We start from the raw sequence: 15,340 nt of genomic DNA on the forward strand, positions 1-15,340 counted from the left end.
TTATCCGTGACTCCTGATGCAGCTTGAATCCATCCTGACCTGTCCGCGCTGCAGTCATCAAGCCTGCGAGCAAATGCCAACGGACGCCTGCCAGTTTTTGTATGTCTGTAAAGGCTGCGGCGAGAGGCTGAAACCGCTGGCGGGCGACTGCTGCGTGTTCTGCTCGTACGGCTCCGTGCCGTGTCCTCCCGTTCAGGAAAGCGGCAAAGCTGCCTGCTGCCGCTAACAAGGTCAGGACGTTTTTACGTCAAACAGGTTGATCGCAATCTCAGGTTGGGCAAAGCTGCGTCCGCATGCATGACCGGACGCCACAAACCCTTCACCTCACCGACGCCGAGCGGATCGACCGGCTGCGCCTGATCCGCAGCGACAATGTCGGCCCGCGCACCTTCAACTCGCTCATCAGTCATTTTGGCAATGCTCGCGCGGCGCTGGAGCGACTGCCCGATCTGGCGCGGCGTGGTGGCGCTGCGCGTTCGGGGCGCATCTGCAGCGAGGAGCAAGCTTGGGTCGAGATCGCGGCGGCAAGCAAGATCGGCGTTTCGCTGGTGGCGCCTGGCGAAGCCGCCTACCCGCCGCGGCTGGCGACGCTCGACGATCCGCCACCACTACTCGGCGTGCGCGGTGCGCCCGACGCGCTGATGCGGCCGATGATCGCGATCGTCGGCTCGCGCAACGCTTCCGGCGCCGGGTTGAAATTCGCCGGCCAATTGGCGCGCGATCTCGGCGACGCCGGCTTCGTTGTCATCTCCGGGCTAGCGCGCGGCATCGATCAGGCCGCGCATCGCGCAACGATCGAAAGCGGCACCGTCGCGGCGCTGGCCGGCGGCCACGACCGGATCTATCCGCCGGAGCATCAAGATTTGCTGGCGATCTTGCTGAAACAAGGCGGAGCGATTTCCGAAATGCCGCTCGGCCACGTGCCACGCGCCCGCGACTTTCCACGCCGCAACCGCCTGATCTCGGGCGCCTCGCTCGGCGTCGTCGTGATCGAGGCCGCGCATCGGTCGGGATCGCTGATCACGGCGCGGATGGCTGCCGAACAGGGCCGCGAAGTGTTCGCGGTGCCCGGCTCGCCGCTCGACCCGCGCGCCGCCGGCACCAACGATCTGATCAAGCAGGGCGCGGCGCTGGTCACCGAAGCGAACGACGTCATCAACGCCATTCAGCCGATCCTCGAACGGCCGATCACGCTCGCGGCGCGCGAGGACGACGAGCCGCTCGACTTCGACACCGATCCAGGCGGACGCGAGCGCATCGTTGCGCTGCTGGGACCGAGCCCGGTCAGCCTCGACGATCTGATCCGGATGTCGGGCCTCTCGCCCACCATCGTCCGCACGGTGCTGCTCGAACTCGAACTCGCCGGACGGCTTGAGCGTCACGGCGGCGGGCTGGTGTCGCTGATTTAGTCCTTCTCGCTGCGTGCGTCGAACTTCATCCGCGCGCGTTGGATCTCTGGCTGATGCTCGATCGCCCAGGTGCCGAGAGCTTTCACCGGCTTGGATAAGCCACGTCCCAGATCGGTCAATTCGTAGTCGACACGCGGCGGAATGGTCGGAAACACCGTTCGCGTCACAAGACCATCGCGTTCCAATCCGCGCAGCGTCAGCGTCAGCATGCGCTGCGAGATGCCGCCGATCATGCGCTTGATCTCGTTGAAGCGCTTCGGGCCATCGCCAAGCATCATGATCACGAACACGCTCCATTTATCGCCGACCCGCGCCAGCACGGATGCGGCGCCGCGGCAGTCACTGTCGAGGTGTGGACCGGCTGGCAGGGCAGGCACTTTTTTGTGCTCGGGTCTCATGGATGTGCGCGGGTGTAAAAAATGTGCGTTCTTGCGGGACCTTACGACAGTCACTCATATAGCGCCAGTTACAAACGTATACCAAGGGTGACCCCTCATGAAGCTTCTGCATCTCGATTCCAGCGTTCTCGGCCCCCACTCCGTCAGCCGCCAGGTTTCCGCCGCCATCGTCGACCGCCTGCGTCAATCCACCCCCGGCCTCGAAGTCAGCTACCGCGATCTCACGCTGACCCCGCTGGCGCATCTCACCGGCTCACACCTCGCTGCCGGCCAGGGAGCGGCCCCGGAAGCTGCATTGCGGGAGGATATCGCCGCCGGTCAGGCCGTCATGGAAGAGTTTCTGGCCGCCGACATCGTCGTGATCGGCGCGCCCATGTACAATTTCACGATCCCGAGCCAGCTCAAGGCCTGGATCGACCGTATCCTAGTCGCGGGGAAGACCTTCAAGTACGATGCCCAAGGTGTCCAGGGGCTGGCCGGCAACAAGCGCGTCATCGTCGCGATCTCGCGCGGCGGCTATTACGGCCCGGGCACGCCGGCCGCGCTCGGCGAACATCTCGAAACCTATTTGCGCTGGGTATTCGGCTTCATCGGCATCAGGAATCCCGAATTCATTTCCGCCGATGGCATTCAGGTCGGCCCGGAGGACCGCGAAAAAGCCGTCGCCGGCGCGCTGAGGGCAGCGAGCGATCTGCACGCGGCCTAGTCGAGCGAGGGCGGTTGCCGCTGCCAGGCGCGACGGCAGCCGCTCAATCAGAAGACGCCGTTGATGCGGAGGATAACGACGACCAGCGAGATCAGCAGACCGCCCCCGGAAAACAGGGCGACTGAAACAAGTTGAGCGGTATCCGAACTTTGCGACGCCGACGAGGAGATGCCAGCGGTTTTCGGCATGACGGCTCTCCGGTTCTTTGATTGGCAAGAACGGCTGCCTCAAAATGTCCTGCAGTTACACCCCGGGTTCAATGCGCGTTCTGGCTCCGCGCCAATCCGCCGCAGGGCGCCGGAGCCTGTCAGCGCGACGGAGATTAGACCGCTGACCGGCTTGGATCGTGCCGGGACATGCTTACCCCCGATAGATTGGCGCACCGCTCGGAGAGGCCGTGGCGCCACCGTCGACGAACAACTCCTGGCCCTGCACATGGGCGGAATCGTCGGAAGCGAGAAACAGGACCGTCTTGGAAATATGCTCGGGTTCGCCGATCCGGCCGAGCGGCGTCGACAACGCGATGCGCTTTTCAAACGCCTTTTCGGCTTCCGGCGTGGCGATCGCCGCCCCCCAGATCGGGGTGCGAATGGCGCCGGGCGCCACCACGTTGACGCGGATGCCACGAGGCGACAATTCCGACGCCATGATCCGCGCCATCGCGCGCACGCCGGCCTTGGCCGCGCCATAGGCCGAATAGCCGGGGATCCCGAGCACCGAGATCACCGAGCCGTTGAGAATGATCGAGGCGTTGTCGTTGAGATGCGGCAGCGCCGATTGCACGGTGAAGAACACGCCGGTCAGGTTGGTGCTGATGACCTTCTCGAACGCCTCAAGGGTTGAGTCACCAAGCGGCGTGCCACCGGCGATCCCGGCATTGGCGAACAGGATGTCATATTTGCCGAACTTTTCGGCGCCCTTCCCGATCGCGGCTTCGGTCGCCGCGATGTCGGTGGCGTCAGCCGCGAGCGCAAGCGCGCTTGGGCCCAATTCCTTCGCGGCGGTATCGAGCGTCGCCTGATTTCGTCCGGTTATGACGACCCGGGCACCTTCGGCCACGAACAGTTTTGCGGTCGCAAGCCCGATGCCGCTGTTGCCCCCTGTGATCAACGCCGTCTTGTTCGCGAGCCTCATGACCATCTCCGATGGTTGCATTATTAAACTAGATTGGTTAGCTAGAGCACCTAGTTTAATATTGCAACCACACAAAGCCGTGATCGGTCTCAAACCCGATCGGAGACTGAAATGGTGAAACGAACGAGCTTTGAGCATGACGATTGCCCGATCGCGCGCTCGCTGGATGCGATCGGCGACTGGTGGTCGATGCTGATCATTCGCGAGGCGCTGTTTGGCATCAGCCGCTTCAGCGAATTCCAGAAGAGATTGGGGCTTGCCAAGAACATCCTCACGGTGCGGCTGCGCGCGCTGGTCGACCAGGGCATTCTGAAAACCGCGCCCGCTTCCGACGGCAGCGCGTATCAGGAATATCTGCTTACGCAGAAAGGCCGTGGCGTCTTCCCTGTCCTGGTCGCCCTGCGGCAATGGAGCGAGGAATTCGACGAGCACCCGGAAGAGATCGCCACCATCCTGGTCGACAAGGAAGAGGGTAAGCCGGTTCGCAAACTCGAACTCTATTCGCAGGATGGGCGACTATTGAGTGCGGGGGATACCGCGCTGAAGCCACGGGCGGTGGTGAAGCAAGGCGGGCGGGTCACGGCGTAGCCGACCTTCTTCTTCCTCTGCCGTTCTTACGAGGAAAGGGAGAGTGCCCCGTGAGAGGCTGCCGTCGGTTCGAACTCTCACGACAGTTTGCGTTTGCTGCGGGTGCGCAGGCGCTCTTCCGCCTCGAGCTGCGCCATGCCCAGCAAATGGCTGAGCACCTCGAGCCGGTGGCGCTCCGCCAGTTTGACCAGTTCGGCAACGGTCTCCGCGATAAAGGCCACGGCCTCGTCGGGGCCGCCCTCCTCACCTCGTTCAGTGTTACGTTCGTCGGGTGGCGAGCCCTTCTTCTTGCCTGAAGCTTTCCGCTTCCGGCCGCCTGCAGCCTTGCTCAAAAAACTTGCATCCAATTGAATACAGTATTGCCCAGAAATAACCCCTTTGGGGGCGCAACTCTAGGGCGCATTTCGCAACTCCTCAGATATAAGTGGACAGCGAAAGGTTCCCTGGCGGCATTTGCCGATTTGACAGGGGCCGCCTCACCACCCATGTTCGGGTCCAATCGGTGGGCCGCGAGTCTCGCGGAACCCGCCTTTATCTTTTCCCGTAAGCCATTGGAATGACATGAATATCGTCATCGTGGAGTCGCCGGCGAAAGCCAAGACGATCAATAAGTATTTGGGCGCCTCCTACGAGGTTCTGGCCTCGTTCGGCCATGTCCGCGACCTGCCCGCCAAGAACGGTTCCGTCGATCCGGACGCCAATTTTCAGATGATCTGGGAGGTCGATCCCAAGGCGGCCGGCCGGCTCAACGACATCGCCAAGGCCTTGAAGGGCGCCAGCCGACTGATTCTCGCAACCGACCCTGATCGCGAGGGCGAAGCGATCTCCTGGCACGTGCTGGAGGTGATGAAAGAGAAGCGCGCGCTGAAGGATCAGAAGATCGAGCGCGTGGTGTTCAACGCAATCACCAAGCAAGCGGTGACCGATGCCATGAAGGCGCCGCGCCAAATCGACGGCGCGCTGGTCGACGCCTATATGGCGCGTCGCGCGCTGGACTATCTGGTCGGCTTCACGCTCTCCCCCGTGCTCTGGCGCAAACTGCCGGGCGCGCGCTCGGCCGGCCGCGTGCAGTCGGTCGCGCTGCGTCTGGTCTGCGACCGCGAACTCGAAATCGAAAAATTCGTCCCGCGCGAATACTGGTCGCTGGTCGCGACCCTGACCACGCCGCGCGGCGACAGCTTTGAGGCGCGCCTCGTCGGCGCCGACGGCAAGAAGATCCAGCGGCTCGACATCGGCTCGGGCGCCGAAGCCGAAGGCCTCAAGAAGGCCATTGAAGCGGCGAACTTCACGGTTTCGACCGTCGAAGCAAAACCCGCGCGCCGCAATCCGCAGGCCCCCTTCACGACCTCGACGCTGCAGCAGGAAGCCAGCCGCAAGCTCGGCTTTGCGCCGGCGCACACCATGCGGATCGCGCAGCGCCTCTATGAAGGCATCGACATCGGCGGCGAGACCACCGGCCTCATTACCTATATGCGAACCGACGGCGTGCAGATCGACGGCTCGGCGATCACCCAAGCCCGCAAGGTGATCGGCGAGGATTACGGCAACGCCTATGTCCCCGACGCGCCGCGGCAGTACCAGACCAAGGCCAAGAACGCGCAGGAGGCGCACGAAGCGATCCGCCCGACTGATCTGTCGCGCCGGCCCGCCGAGATGCGCCGCCGCCTCGATCCCGATCAGGCGAAACTCTATGAGCTGATCTGGATCCGCACCATTGCGAGCCAGATGGAATCGGCCGAACTCGAACGCACCACCGTGGATATCGCGGCGAAAGCCGGCTCCCGCGTGCTGGAGCTGCGCGCTTCGGGCCAGGTCATCAAGTTCGACGGCTTCCTCGCACTCTATCAGGAAGGCAAGGACGACGACGGTGACGACGAGGATTCCCGCCGCCTCCCCGCCATGAGCGAAGGCGAAGCCTTGAAGCGGCAGGCGCTTGCCGTCACCCAGCATTTCACGGAGCCGCCGCCGCGCTTCTCGGAGGCCTCGCTGGTCAAGCGGATGGAAGAGCTCGGTATCGGCCGTCCCTCGACCTACGCCTCGATCCTGCAGGTCCTGAAAGATCGCGGCTACGTCAAGCTGGAGAAGAAGCGGCTGCATGGCGAGGACAAGGGTCGCGTCGTGGTCGCGTTCCTCGAAAACTTTTTCTCGCGCTATGTGGAGTATGACTTCACCGCCGCGCTGGAAGAACAGCTCGACCGCATCTCCAACAACGAGATTTCCTGGCAGCAGGTGCTGCAGGATTTCTGGATCGGCTTCATCGGCGCGGTTAACGACATCAAGGATCTGCGCGTCGCCGAGGTGCTGGATGCGCTCGACGACATGCTGGGCCCGCACATCTATCCGCCACGCGCCGACGGCGGCGACATCAGGCAGTGCCCGACCTGCGGCACTGGCCGGCTCAATCTGAAGGCCGGCAAGTTCGGCGCATTCGTCGGCTGCTCGAACTATCCGGAGTGCCGCTATACCCGTCCGCTGGCCGCCGACTCCGAGGCGAGCGCCGACCGCGTTCTCGGCAAGGATCCCGAAACCGACTTCGACGTCACGGTAAAGGCCGGCCGCTTCGGCCCCTACATCCAACTCGGCGAGCAGAAGGACTATCCCGAGGGCGAAAAGCCCAAACGCGCCGGCATCCCGAAGAACATGTCGCCCGGCGACATGGAGCTCGATCTGGCGCTGAAGCTGCTGTCGCTGCCGCGTGAGATCGGCAAGCATCCGGAAACCGGCCACCCGATTACCGCCGGCATCGGCCGCTTCGGCCCGTTTGTGCGTCACGAGAAGACTTATGCGAGCCTGGAGGCCGGCGACGAGGTGTTCGACATCGGCCTCAACCGCGCGGTGACGCTGATCGCGGAAAAGATCGCAAAAGGCCCGAGCGGCCGCCGCTTCGGCGCCGATCCCGGCAAACCGCTCGGCGAGCATCCGAGCCTTGGCGGAGTAGCTGTCAAGAACGGCCGCTATGGCGCCTATGTCACCGCAGGCGGTGTCAACGCCACGATCCCGAGCGACAAGACGCCGGAGACGATCACGCTGGCCGAAGCCATCGCGCTGATCGACGAACGCGCCGCCAAAGGCGGCGGCAAGCCGAAACGCGGCGCCAAGAAGGCCGCACCGAAGAAGGCCGCTACCAAGACTGCCAGCAAGGCTGCCGATCCCGATGCGCCGAAGCCCGCCAAGAAGGCGCCGGCGAAGAAGCCGGCAGCGAAGCCGAAATCGGAGGCCGTGAGCAAGGCGCGCGCGCCGGTCGCCTCCGCCGCCAAGACATCGGCGGCGAAGCCCGCTGCACCCAAGACGCCCGCGAAAAAGCGCGCGGGCAAGGCGCGAGGATAAGTGAAGAGAAAACACGACCATGGCTTTCCGGCCCGGGACGCCATCGTCGCCTTTATTCGTGCCCATCCGGGCAAGGTCGGCACCCGCGAGATAGCCCGCGAGTTCGGCCTGAAGAATGCCGACCGCGCTGAACTGAAACGGATCCTTCGCGAGCTCGCCGACGAAGGTGCCATCGCCAAACGCGGTCGGAAGATTCACGAGACGGCCCTCCTGCCCCCAACCGTGATCGCCGACATCACCGGGCGCGACACCGACGGCGAACTGCTCGCCACTTCCCACCGAATGGGACACTGAACAGAGCGGGCCCGCGCCGAAGATCCGCATCCACGTCCCGCGCCGTCTGCAACCCGGCACCGCGGCGGGTGTCGGCGACCGGGCGCTGCTGCGGATCGAGAAGGCCGATGATAGCGAAGGCGCCCCCTATCGCGGCCGCGTCATCAAGATCATCGACCAGGCCCGCACGCGCGTGCTCGGCATCTTCCGCAAGCTGCCTGGCGGCGGCGGCCTGCTCGTTCCCGTCGACAAGAAGCAAGCCGGGCGCGAATTGAACATCGCGCCATCGGACACCGCGGGCGCCGAGGATGGTGACCTCATTAGCGTCGATCTGGTGCGCTCGCGCGGCTATGGCCTCGCCTCCGGCAAGGTGAAGGAGCGGCTCGGCTCGTTGTCGAGCGAAAAGGCGATCAGCCTGATCGCGATCCACGCCCACGAAATCCCGCAAGCGTTTTCACCATCCGCCTTGCGCGAGGCCGAGGCCGCGCAGCCTGCTGACTTGAAAGGTCGCGAGGACTGGCGCGATTTGCCGCTGGTGACCATCGATCCGCCTGATGCGAAGGACCATGACGACGCGGTGCACGCCGCGCCCGATTCCGATCCGAACAACAAGGGCGGCTATGTGGTCCATGTCGCGATTGCCGACGTCGCCTTCTACGTGCGGCCGGGCTCGGCGCTAGACCGCGAAGCGGTGACGCGCGGCAACTCGGTGTATTTTCCGGACCGCGTGGTGCCGATGCTGCCCGAGCGCATCTCCAACGATCTCTGCTCGCTGGTGCCGGGCGAAGCGCGCGGCGCGCTCGCGGTTCGGCTGGTCATCGGCCCCGACGGCCGCAAGCGCTCGCACAGCTTTCATCGCGTGCTGATGCGCTCGGCCGCGAAACTGCACTACGCGCAGGCGCAGGCCGCGATCGACGGGCGGCCCGACGATATCACCGGCCCGCTGCTGGAGCCGATCCTGACGCCGCTCTACGCGGCCTATGCGCTGGTGAAGCTCGCGCGCGACGAACGCGATCCGCTCGATCTCGATCTGCCCGAACGAAAAATCCTGCTCAAGCCCGACGGAACGGTCGATCGCGTCATCGTGCCCGAACGTCTCGACGCGCACCGTTTGATCGAGGAATTCATGATCCTCACCAACGTGGCCGCGGCCGAAATGCTTGAAAAAAAGGCGCTGCCACTTATCTATCGGGTGCATGATGAACCCACCTTGGAGAAGGTTCATAATCTCCAGGAATTCCTGAAAACGCTCGACCTGCCGTTTGCGAAGACCGGCGCGCTACGCCCCTCGCTGTTCAATCGGGTGCTGGGCCAGGTCCGCGGCGAGGATTATGAGCCGCTTGTCAACGAGGTGGTGCTGCGCTCGCAGGCGCAGGCGGAATACTCGGCAGAGAATTGCGGCCATTTCGGCCTCAACCTGCGCCGCTACGCCCATTTCACCTCGCCGATCAGGCGATACGCTGATCTGATCGTGCATCGCGCGCTGATCCGCGCGCTCGGTCTCGGTGAAGGCGCGTTGCCGGAGATCGAGACGCTGGAGACACTGAGCGAGATCGCGGCGCAGATTTCGCTGACCGAGCGCCGCGCGATGAAGGCGGAGCGCGAAACCGCCGACCGGTTGATCGCGCATTTCCTCGCCGACCGTATCGGCGCGACGTTTCAGGGCCGCATCTCGGGCGTTACCCGCGCCGGGCTGTTCGTGAAGTTATCGGATACCGGCGCCGACGGGCTGATCCCGATCCGCACGCTCGGCACCGAGTACTACAATTATGACGAGACGCGTCACGCGCTCGTCGGCTCACGCAGCGGTGCCATGCACCGGTTGGGGGACGTTGTCGACGTGCGTCTGGTAGAAGCTGCACCGGTAGCCGGCGCGTTGCGGTTCGAGCTGTTGTCGGAAGGCCAACTCATTCCGCGCGGCAGAAAACGCGATGGCTCGAAGGCATCGGCAAAGCCATCGAAATCGCATCCGGGCCGCAGCCCGCGTGACAAGGTTCGCAAGCCTCACAAGGGCAAGTCGGGCAAAGCCAAGCCCGGCAAATCGAAGAAAGGCAAGTCATGGAAACGGTGAACGCCGCGACGACATGGACCCGGGACACCGCGCAGACCGAGAAGCGCGACCTCTGGACCGCGATGAAGCGCGGCTTCCGTTGCCGCTGTCCGCGTTGCGGCGAGGGCAAGATGTTTCGCGCTTTCCTGAAGACTGCCGATAATTGCTCGAAGTGCGGGCTCGATTTTACCCCGCACCGCGCCGACGATCTGCCGGCCTACCTCGTTATCGTCATCGTCGGCCACATCGTGGTGCCGGCGGCGCTGTGGATCGAAACCAACTACTCGCCCGCGGTGTGGCTGCAACTGGCGATGTATCTGCCGGCGACGCTCGTCTCCTCGCTCGTTCTGCTGCAGCCCATCAAGGGCGCGGTGGTCGGCATTCAATGGGCGCTGCGCATGCACGGCTTTGACGAAAATGCCCCTAGCGACATCCCGCCGGTCTAGCTAAAGCACGAGCAACAAGAGCACTAAAATGGGGATGGGATGAACGACGCCGCGACCGCCGTAAAAGAAGAAAAAGAAGCCGATCACCATCCCTATTTCCGGCCCAAGGATGCAGCGACGCTGATCCTGATCGACCGCTCCGGCGACAAGCCGAAAGTTCTGGTCGGCAAGCGCCACGACAAGGTGGTGTTCATGCCCGGCAAATATGTTTTTCCCGGAGGCCGCGTCGACAAGTCGGACAACCGCATCCCCGTGGCTGCGCCGATTTCCCCGGAGCTCGAGGCCAACCTGCTCAAGGGCAGTCCGAAGATTGCACCATCGCGGGCGCGCGCGCTGGCGGTTGCTGCGATCCGCGAGGCCTGCGAGGAAACCGGGCTCTGCCTCGGATGCAAGGTCGACAAACCCGTGAAACTCGACGGAGCCTGGAAGCCGTTTGCGGAAGCAGGCCTCTTACCCGATCCGTCGGGCCTGTTCCTGATCGCACGCGCGATCACCCCGCCTGGCCGCGTCCGCCGTTTTGATACGCGCTTCTTCACGGCCGATGCGTCTGCCATCGCCCATCGCGTCGAAGGCGTTGTTCACGCCGATGCCGAACTGGTGGAGTTGGTGTGGGTCGAGATCGGCTCGCAGCCGCTCGCCGACGCGCACGCCATGACCAAGAACGTGCTCGCCGAACTCGACCGTCGGCTCGCGACCGGCCCCTTGCGCCACGACGCGCCGGTGCCGTTCTTTCACTTCTACGGCGGCAAGATGCAGAAGGACGTGCTGGGGGCGTAAGGGCTCCCGGGATGTAAGGGCTGCGCTCGCTCCCCGTCATTGCGAGCGAAGCGAAGCAATCCATCGCGCCGCGCGGGCAGAATGGATTGCTTCGCGGAGCCTGTCATCGGGCGCGCATACGCGCGACCCGTTGGCTCGCAATGACGGTATTGCCACCGTCGAATCGTTCTTCGCCTGTCCCTTAAATTGCAAAATTCTTCTGCGCGCCCCTAATGGCGCAGCACTTGCCCGTGCCTATCTCTTTAACAACAATAACAGCTACGGAAACGGGGCAATGGCACAACGGCAACTCAAGCTCGGCGCGTTCATGCGGCCGGTCTCCATCCACACCGGCGCGTGGCGCTATCCCGGCGCCTGGCCCGATGCCAATTTCAATTTCCCGCGTATCAAGCAACTGATCCAGAAGCTCGAAGCCGGCAAGTTCGACGCGTTCTTCATGGCCGATCATCTGGCCGTGCTGAACATGCCGATCAATGCGCTCAAGCGCAGCCACACGGTCACTTCGTTCGAGCCGTTCACGCTGTTGTCGGCGCTATCAGCCGTGACGGAACATATCGGCCTGATCGCGACGGGATCGACGACCTTCGACGAGCCCTATCATGTCGCCCGGCGCTTTGCCTCGCTCGATCACATCTCAGGTGGCCGCGCGGGCTGGAATATCGTCACCACTTCCAATCCGGATGCAGCGCTCAATTTCGGGCTCGACGATCACATGGAGCACGCCGAGCGCTACAAACGGGCGCGCGAGTTTTATGACGTGGTGACGGGTCTGTGGGATTCCTTTGCCGATGACGCCTTCGTGCGCGACGTCGAACAAGGCCTCTATTTCGATCCCGCCAAGATGCACGTGCTCAATCACAAGGGCAAATATCTCTCCGTGCGCGGGCCGCTCAACATCGCCCGCCCCGTGCAGGGCTGGCCGCTGATCGTGCAGGCCGGCGCGTCCGAGGACGGCAAGCAGCTCGCGGCGGAAACCGCGGAGGCCGTATTCACCGGCGGCGGCAGCCTCGCCGACGGGCAGAAGCTTTATGCCGACATCAAGGGCCGCATGGAGAAGATCGGCCGCGATCCGGAGCACCTGAAGATCCTGCCCGGTGCCTTCGTCATCGTCGGCGACAGCGTCGAGGAAGCCAAGGAGAAAAGGGCCAAGCTCGACAGCATGGTGCATTACGACAGCGCCATCGCTTCGCTCTCGGTGCAGCTCGGCACCGACGCCTCCGGCTTCGATCCTGACGGCCAGTTGCCGCCGATCCCCGAAACCAACGCCAGCAAGAGCGGCCGCCAGCGCCTGGTCGATGCCGCTGCGCGCGACAAGCTGACGGTGCGCCAGCTCGCCCAGCGCGTCGGCGGCTATGGCGGACTGTCATTCGTCGGCACGCCGCAAACCATCGCCGACCAGATGGAGGAATGGCTGATGAGCCGCGGCAGCGACGGTTTTAACATCATGTTCCCGTTCCTCCCGGCGGGATTGGACGATTTCGTCGACAAGGTGGTGCCGGAACTGCAGCGGCGCGGGATTTTCCGCAAAGAGTATGAGGGCAAGACGCTGCGGGAGAATTTGGGGCTGCCGAGGCCGAAAAACCGGTTCTTTGAAGGTTAACGCGCGTATTTTCGCGAAAGTGGGCACCGGTTTTGCGATCAGAGTGCGCGCAAAACATGGATTCCACCTCGAATCAGGCCGGTTTTTGCCCCGAAAACCTTGACTTTGGGCGATCAGAAGCTAGGTTGCGCGGCAAATGCAGGCCGGTTTGGCCGGCGCCTGACACCCCCATTTTTGAGGTTCTGAACATGGCCAAAGCGGTCACCATCAAGGTCAAGCTCGTTTCCTCGGCGGATACCGGCTTCTATTACGTCGCCAAGAAGAACTCGCGCACCATGACCGACAAGCTGGTCAAGAAGAAGTACGATCCGGTCGCGCGCAAGCACGTCGAGTTTCGCGAAGCGAAGATCAAGTAAGCGAGCCAATCGCTCACGGTTTTGAACGGGGCCTTGCGGCCCCGTTTTTGATTCCTGGCTATATCCGTGTCCCGGACGCGGTGCAGCGTTCTTCACGCTGCTCCGCAGAGCCGGGACCCACGATAGCCGCGGATGGACCCCGGATCAGCAGCGCACCACGCCGCAAGAGGGCGTGCTGCGCAGCATCCGGGGAAAGCGGCGCGCCCTACGCCGCTTGCACCTGCGGTGGCCCGCTCGGCCGGATCAGCGCGAACGCGACCTGGACAATGCCCGCCGGCCAGGCCAAGCGCGACGCCGATCCGCCACGCCATGGTGTAGGAGCCGAGCGCGTCGTACAGCACCCCGCCGCCGAACGCACCGAGGAAGCTGCCGACCTGGTGGCTCATGAAGGCGAGCCCCTGGATCATCGCCTGCCATTTCAGGCCGAACATTTCCGCCACTGCGCCAGCGACCAGCGGGCCGACGCCCATCCACAGAAAACCCATGATGGCGCCGAACAGCAGCGTGGTTGCCGGCGTCGGCGGCAGCGTGAAATACCAGGCGAGCGCGATCGAGCGGAAGATGTAGATGCCGCCGAGCAACGCCAGCTTATTCCAACGCTGGCCGGCCCAGCCGAAGAAGATGCTTCCAAGCACGTTGAAGCCGCCGATCATGCCGAGTGTCTGCGCACTCAGCATCGGGTCCATGCCGCAGATCGCCAGATACGACGGCAGGTGCGTGGTGAGAAAGACGAGCTGCATGCCGCAGACGAAATAGGCGCCGGTCATCACCACGAAAGAAGCATTGGAAAACGCCATCTTCGTTGCGGCGGTGGCTGACGCATCGTCGATCTCGTCTTCTGTCGGTTTGGGCAACGGAATCTTGTCTACCCTGCCCGCATACCAGGCCGCGGGAATCATCAACAGCGACAGCACCACGAAGCCGACGAGCCCCATTCGCCAGCCGTACCCTTCATTGAGCATCTGCCCGATCGGCGCCGACAATAGCGCGCCGAGGGAGCCGGCGCCCGACACCAGGCCGAGCACGGTGGAGCGCACCGACGCAGGAACGGCGCGGGCCGCAACCGACATCGCAATTGCCGCCGCGGTGCACGCCAGCGACGTGCCGATCAACACGCCCCCGCCGATCATGACGGCGAGAACGCCGTTCGCCCCCGCCATCAATGCAAGGCCGGCGACATAGAGCAGCGCGCCGACCACCATGATGGCGCGAAAGCCGTAGCGCACCGTCAACGCCCCGGCGAGCGGCTGCAAAAATCCCCAAGCGAGGTTCTGCACTGCGATTGCCAGCGTGAAATCGGAGATCGATATTTTGATATCCTGCGTCAGCGGCTGCATGAAAATGCCGAGCGACTGCCGCAGCCCCATGCTCAGCGTCAGCATGATGGATGCGCCGATCAGAATGGGTAGCGTCGGACGCAGGATTTGCAGCAGGGCCATTGTTTTTATTCTCCCTAAGGGGCGCGATTCGAATGCCGCGTCCTGCAGTTGGCATCTGAAATAGGTACACAGACCTGTGTACCTGGGCTATAAGGGGCGCTGCTGTCAAGCAAACGGTGACCCACGCATTCGCATGGCTACCCTGCCCGCCAAACCGGCGATGAAGGAACGGATTCTGGAAACCGCGGATAGGCTGTTCTATCTGCAGGGAATTCGCGCGGTCGGCGTCGACACTATCGCGGCCGAAATCGGCATCAGCAAACGCACGCTCTACAATCATTTCCCGTCCAAGGACGCGCTGATATCGGCCTATCTGGCGCGGCGCTTCGTGGCGCCGCGGCCATCCGACAAGTCGCCGGTCGAACAGATTCTCGGCACCTTCGATTCGCTGGAGCGGCGCTTTTCGGCGAAAGATTTTCGCGGCTGTCCCTTCGTCAACGCGGTGGCCGAACTCGGCGAGGATCAGTCGGTCCGAAAGGTTGCGGTCGAGTTCAAGGAAAGCCGCCGCCTCTGGTTTCGCGGCCTGCTGGTACAACTCGGCATCCGCCAAGCGGACGCGCTGGCGACGCAGCTCGCTCTGCTCGTCGACGGCTCGATCGCCCAGGATCTCGTCCGCAACGACCCCGCGATGGCGCGCGCGGCAAAGGAAGCCGCAACGGTGCTACTCAGGAATGCGGGGGTGAAGGTGGGTGCTAGCGGCGCCGCGGAGAAGCGTGCGAGAAGACGTCGGTCATGAGTCGGTTACTTGACGACGCCCTCTCCTTCGTCGTCGTCCCTGCGAACGCAGGGACCCATACGCCGTGGCTTTTCAGTGAGGCGATGTGGTAGTTACCCTTT

Annotated in this window: 14 protein-coding genes and 2 pseudogenes; 11 read left to right on the top strand and 5 right to left on the bottom strand. The window is 63.7% G+C overall.

Annotated features, from left to right (window positions below; translation table 11 throughout):
- The first annotated feature begins 16 nt into the window (after positions 1 to 16).
- Both V1273_RS20735 and dprA read left to right on the top strand, forming a co-directional pair.
- Positions 17 to 226, top strand: a complete 210-nt coding sequence (locus V1273_RS20735; protein ID WP_334410715.1) for a GDCCVxC domain-containing (seleno)protein — start codon at positions 17 to 19, stop codon at positions 224 to 226.
- A 67-nt stretch (positions 227 to 293) separates the two neighbouring features.
- Positions 294 to 1,409 (top strand): DNA-processing protein DprA, encoded by a 1,116-nt coding sequence (dprA, locus tag V1273_RS20740; RefSeq protein ID WP_334363157.1) that lies wholly within the window; start codon positions 294 to 296, stop codon positions 1,407 to 1,409.
- On the opposite strand, the gene V1273_RS20745 is transcribed toward dprA, so the two are convergent.
- Positions 1,406 to 1,807, bottom strand: coding sequence for a winged helix-turn-helix transcriptional regulator (locus V1273_RS20745; RefSeq protein ID WP_334363158.1), 402 nt, complete (start codon positions 1,805 to 1,807; stop codon positions 1,406 to 1,408). The genes dprA and V1273_RS20745 overlap by 4 nt on opposite strands.
- Before the next feature lie 97 nt (positions 1,808 to 1,904).
- Here V1273_RS20745 and V1273_RS20750 point away from each other — a divergent pair, with 97 nt between their 5' ends.
- Positions 1,905 to 2,513, top strand: a complete 609-nt coding sequence (locus tag V1273_RS20750; RefSeq protein WP_334410718.1) for an FMN-dependent NADH-azoreductase — start codon at positions 1,905 to 1,907, stop codon at positions 2,511 to 2,513.
- Between the two features lie 47 nt (positions 2,514 to 2,560).
- Here the strand turns inward: V1273_RS20750 and V1273_RS20755 are convergent, their stop codons facing one another.
- Entirely contained in the window at positions 2,561 to 2,701 is a 141-nt protein-coding gene (locus V1273_RS20755) for a hypothetical protein (protein ID WP_334410719.1), read from the bottom strand.
- 172 nt (positions 2,702 to 2,873) lie between these two features.
- Positions 2,874 to 3,647, bottom strand: a complete 774-nt coding sequence (locus V1273_RS20760; protein WP_334381962.1) for an SDR family oxidoreductase — start codon at positions 3,645 to 3,647, stop codon at positions 2,874 to 2,876.
- Between the two features lie 111 nt (positions 3,648 to 3,758).
- Between V1273_RS20760 and V1273_RS20765 the strand changes: the two genes are divergently transcribed.
- Positions 3,759 to 4,235, top strand: a complete 477-nt coding sequence (locus V1273_RS20765) for a winged helix-turn-helix transcriptional regulator (protein WP_334363164.1) — start codon at positions 3,759 to 3,761, stop codon at positions 4,233 to 4,235.
- A 77-nt stretch (positions 4,236 to 4,312) separates the two neighbouring features.
- Here the strand turns inward: V1273_RS20765 and V1273_RS20770 are convergent, their stop codons facing one another.
- Positions 4,313 to 4,567 (bottom strand): hypothetical protein, encoded by a 255-nt coding sequence (locus tag V1273_RS20770; RefSeq protein WP_334381960.1) that lies wholly within the window; start codon positions 4,565 to 4,567, stop codon positions 4,313 to 4,315.
- 229 nt (positions 4,568 to 4,796) lie between these two features.
- Here V1273_RS20770 and topA point away from each other — a divergent pair, with 229 nt between their 5' ends.
- From topA to rpmG, 6 genes and pseudogenes are all read left to right on the top strand, one after another.
- Positions 4,797 to 7,562 (top strand): type I DNA topoisomerase, encoded by a 2,766-nt coding sequence (gene topA / locus V1273_RS20775; protein WP_334410720.1) that lies wholly within the window; start codon positions 4,797 to 4,799, stop codon positions 7,560 to 7,562.
- Positions 7,563 to 9,906 (top strand): annotated as a pseudogene (gene rnr, locus V1273_RS20780) (ribonuclease R).
- On the top strand, positions 9,894 to 10,331 hold the full coding sequence (locus V1273_RS20785) for a DUF983 domain-containing protein (RefSeq protein WP_334363169.1): 438 nt from the start codon (positions 9,894 to 9,896) through the stop codon (positions 10,329 to 10,331). Before rnr ends, V1273_RS20785 begins: the two are co-directional and overlap by 13 nt.
- 39 nt (positions 10,332 to 10,370) lie before the next feature.
- On the top strand, positions 10,371 to 11,108 hold the full coding sequence (locus V1273_RS20790) for an NUDIX hydrolase (protein WP_334363170.1): 738 nt from the start codon (positions 10,371 to 10,373) through the stop codon (positions 11,106 to 11,108).
- A gap of 274 nt (positions 11,109 to 11,382) precedes the next feature.
- A complete protein-coding gene (locus V1273_RS20795; RefSeq protein ID WP_334410722.1) occupies positions 11,383 to 12,708 on the top strand; it encodes an LLM class flavin-dependent oxidoreductase in 1,326 nt (441 codons plus the stop codon).
- 188 nt (positions 12,709 to 12,896) lie between these two features.
- Positions 12,897 to 13,064: a 50S ribosomal protein L33 gene (gene rpmG / locus V1273_RS20800; RefSeq protein WP_007603295.1), complete on the top strand. Its 168-nt coding sequence runs from the start codon at positions 12,897 to 12,899 to the stop codon at positions 13,062 to 13,064.
- Between the two features lie 205 nt (positions 13,065 to 13,269).
- Here rpmG and V1273_RS20805 read toward each other — a convergent pair.
- A pseudogene (locus V1273_RS20805) lies at positions 13,270 to 14,503 on the bottom strand (MFS transporter).
- A 133-nt stretch (positions 14,504 to 14,636) separates the two neighbouring features.
- On the opposite strand from V1273_RS20805, the gene V1273_RS20810 reads away from it, so the two are divergent.
- Complete coding sequence (locus V1273_RS20810; protein WP_442894098.1) at positions 14,637 to 15,239, top strand: TetR/AcrR family transcriptional regulator; 603 nt, start codon at positions 14,637 to 14,639, stop codon at positions 15,237 to 15,239.
- The last annotated feature ends 101 nt before the right edge of the window (positions 15,240 to 15,340 follow it).

This window comes from Bradyrhizobium sp. AZCC 1721 (assembly GCF_036924715.1).
Classification (GTDB): Bacteria; Pseudomonadota; Alphaproteobacteria; order Rhizobiales; family Xanthobacteraceae; genus Bradyrhizobium.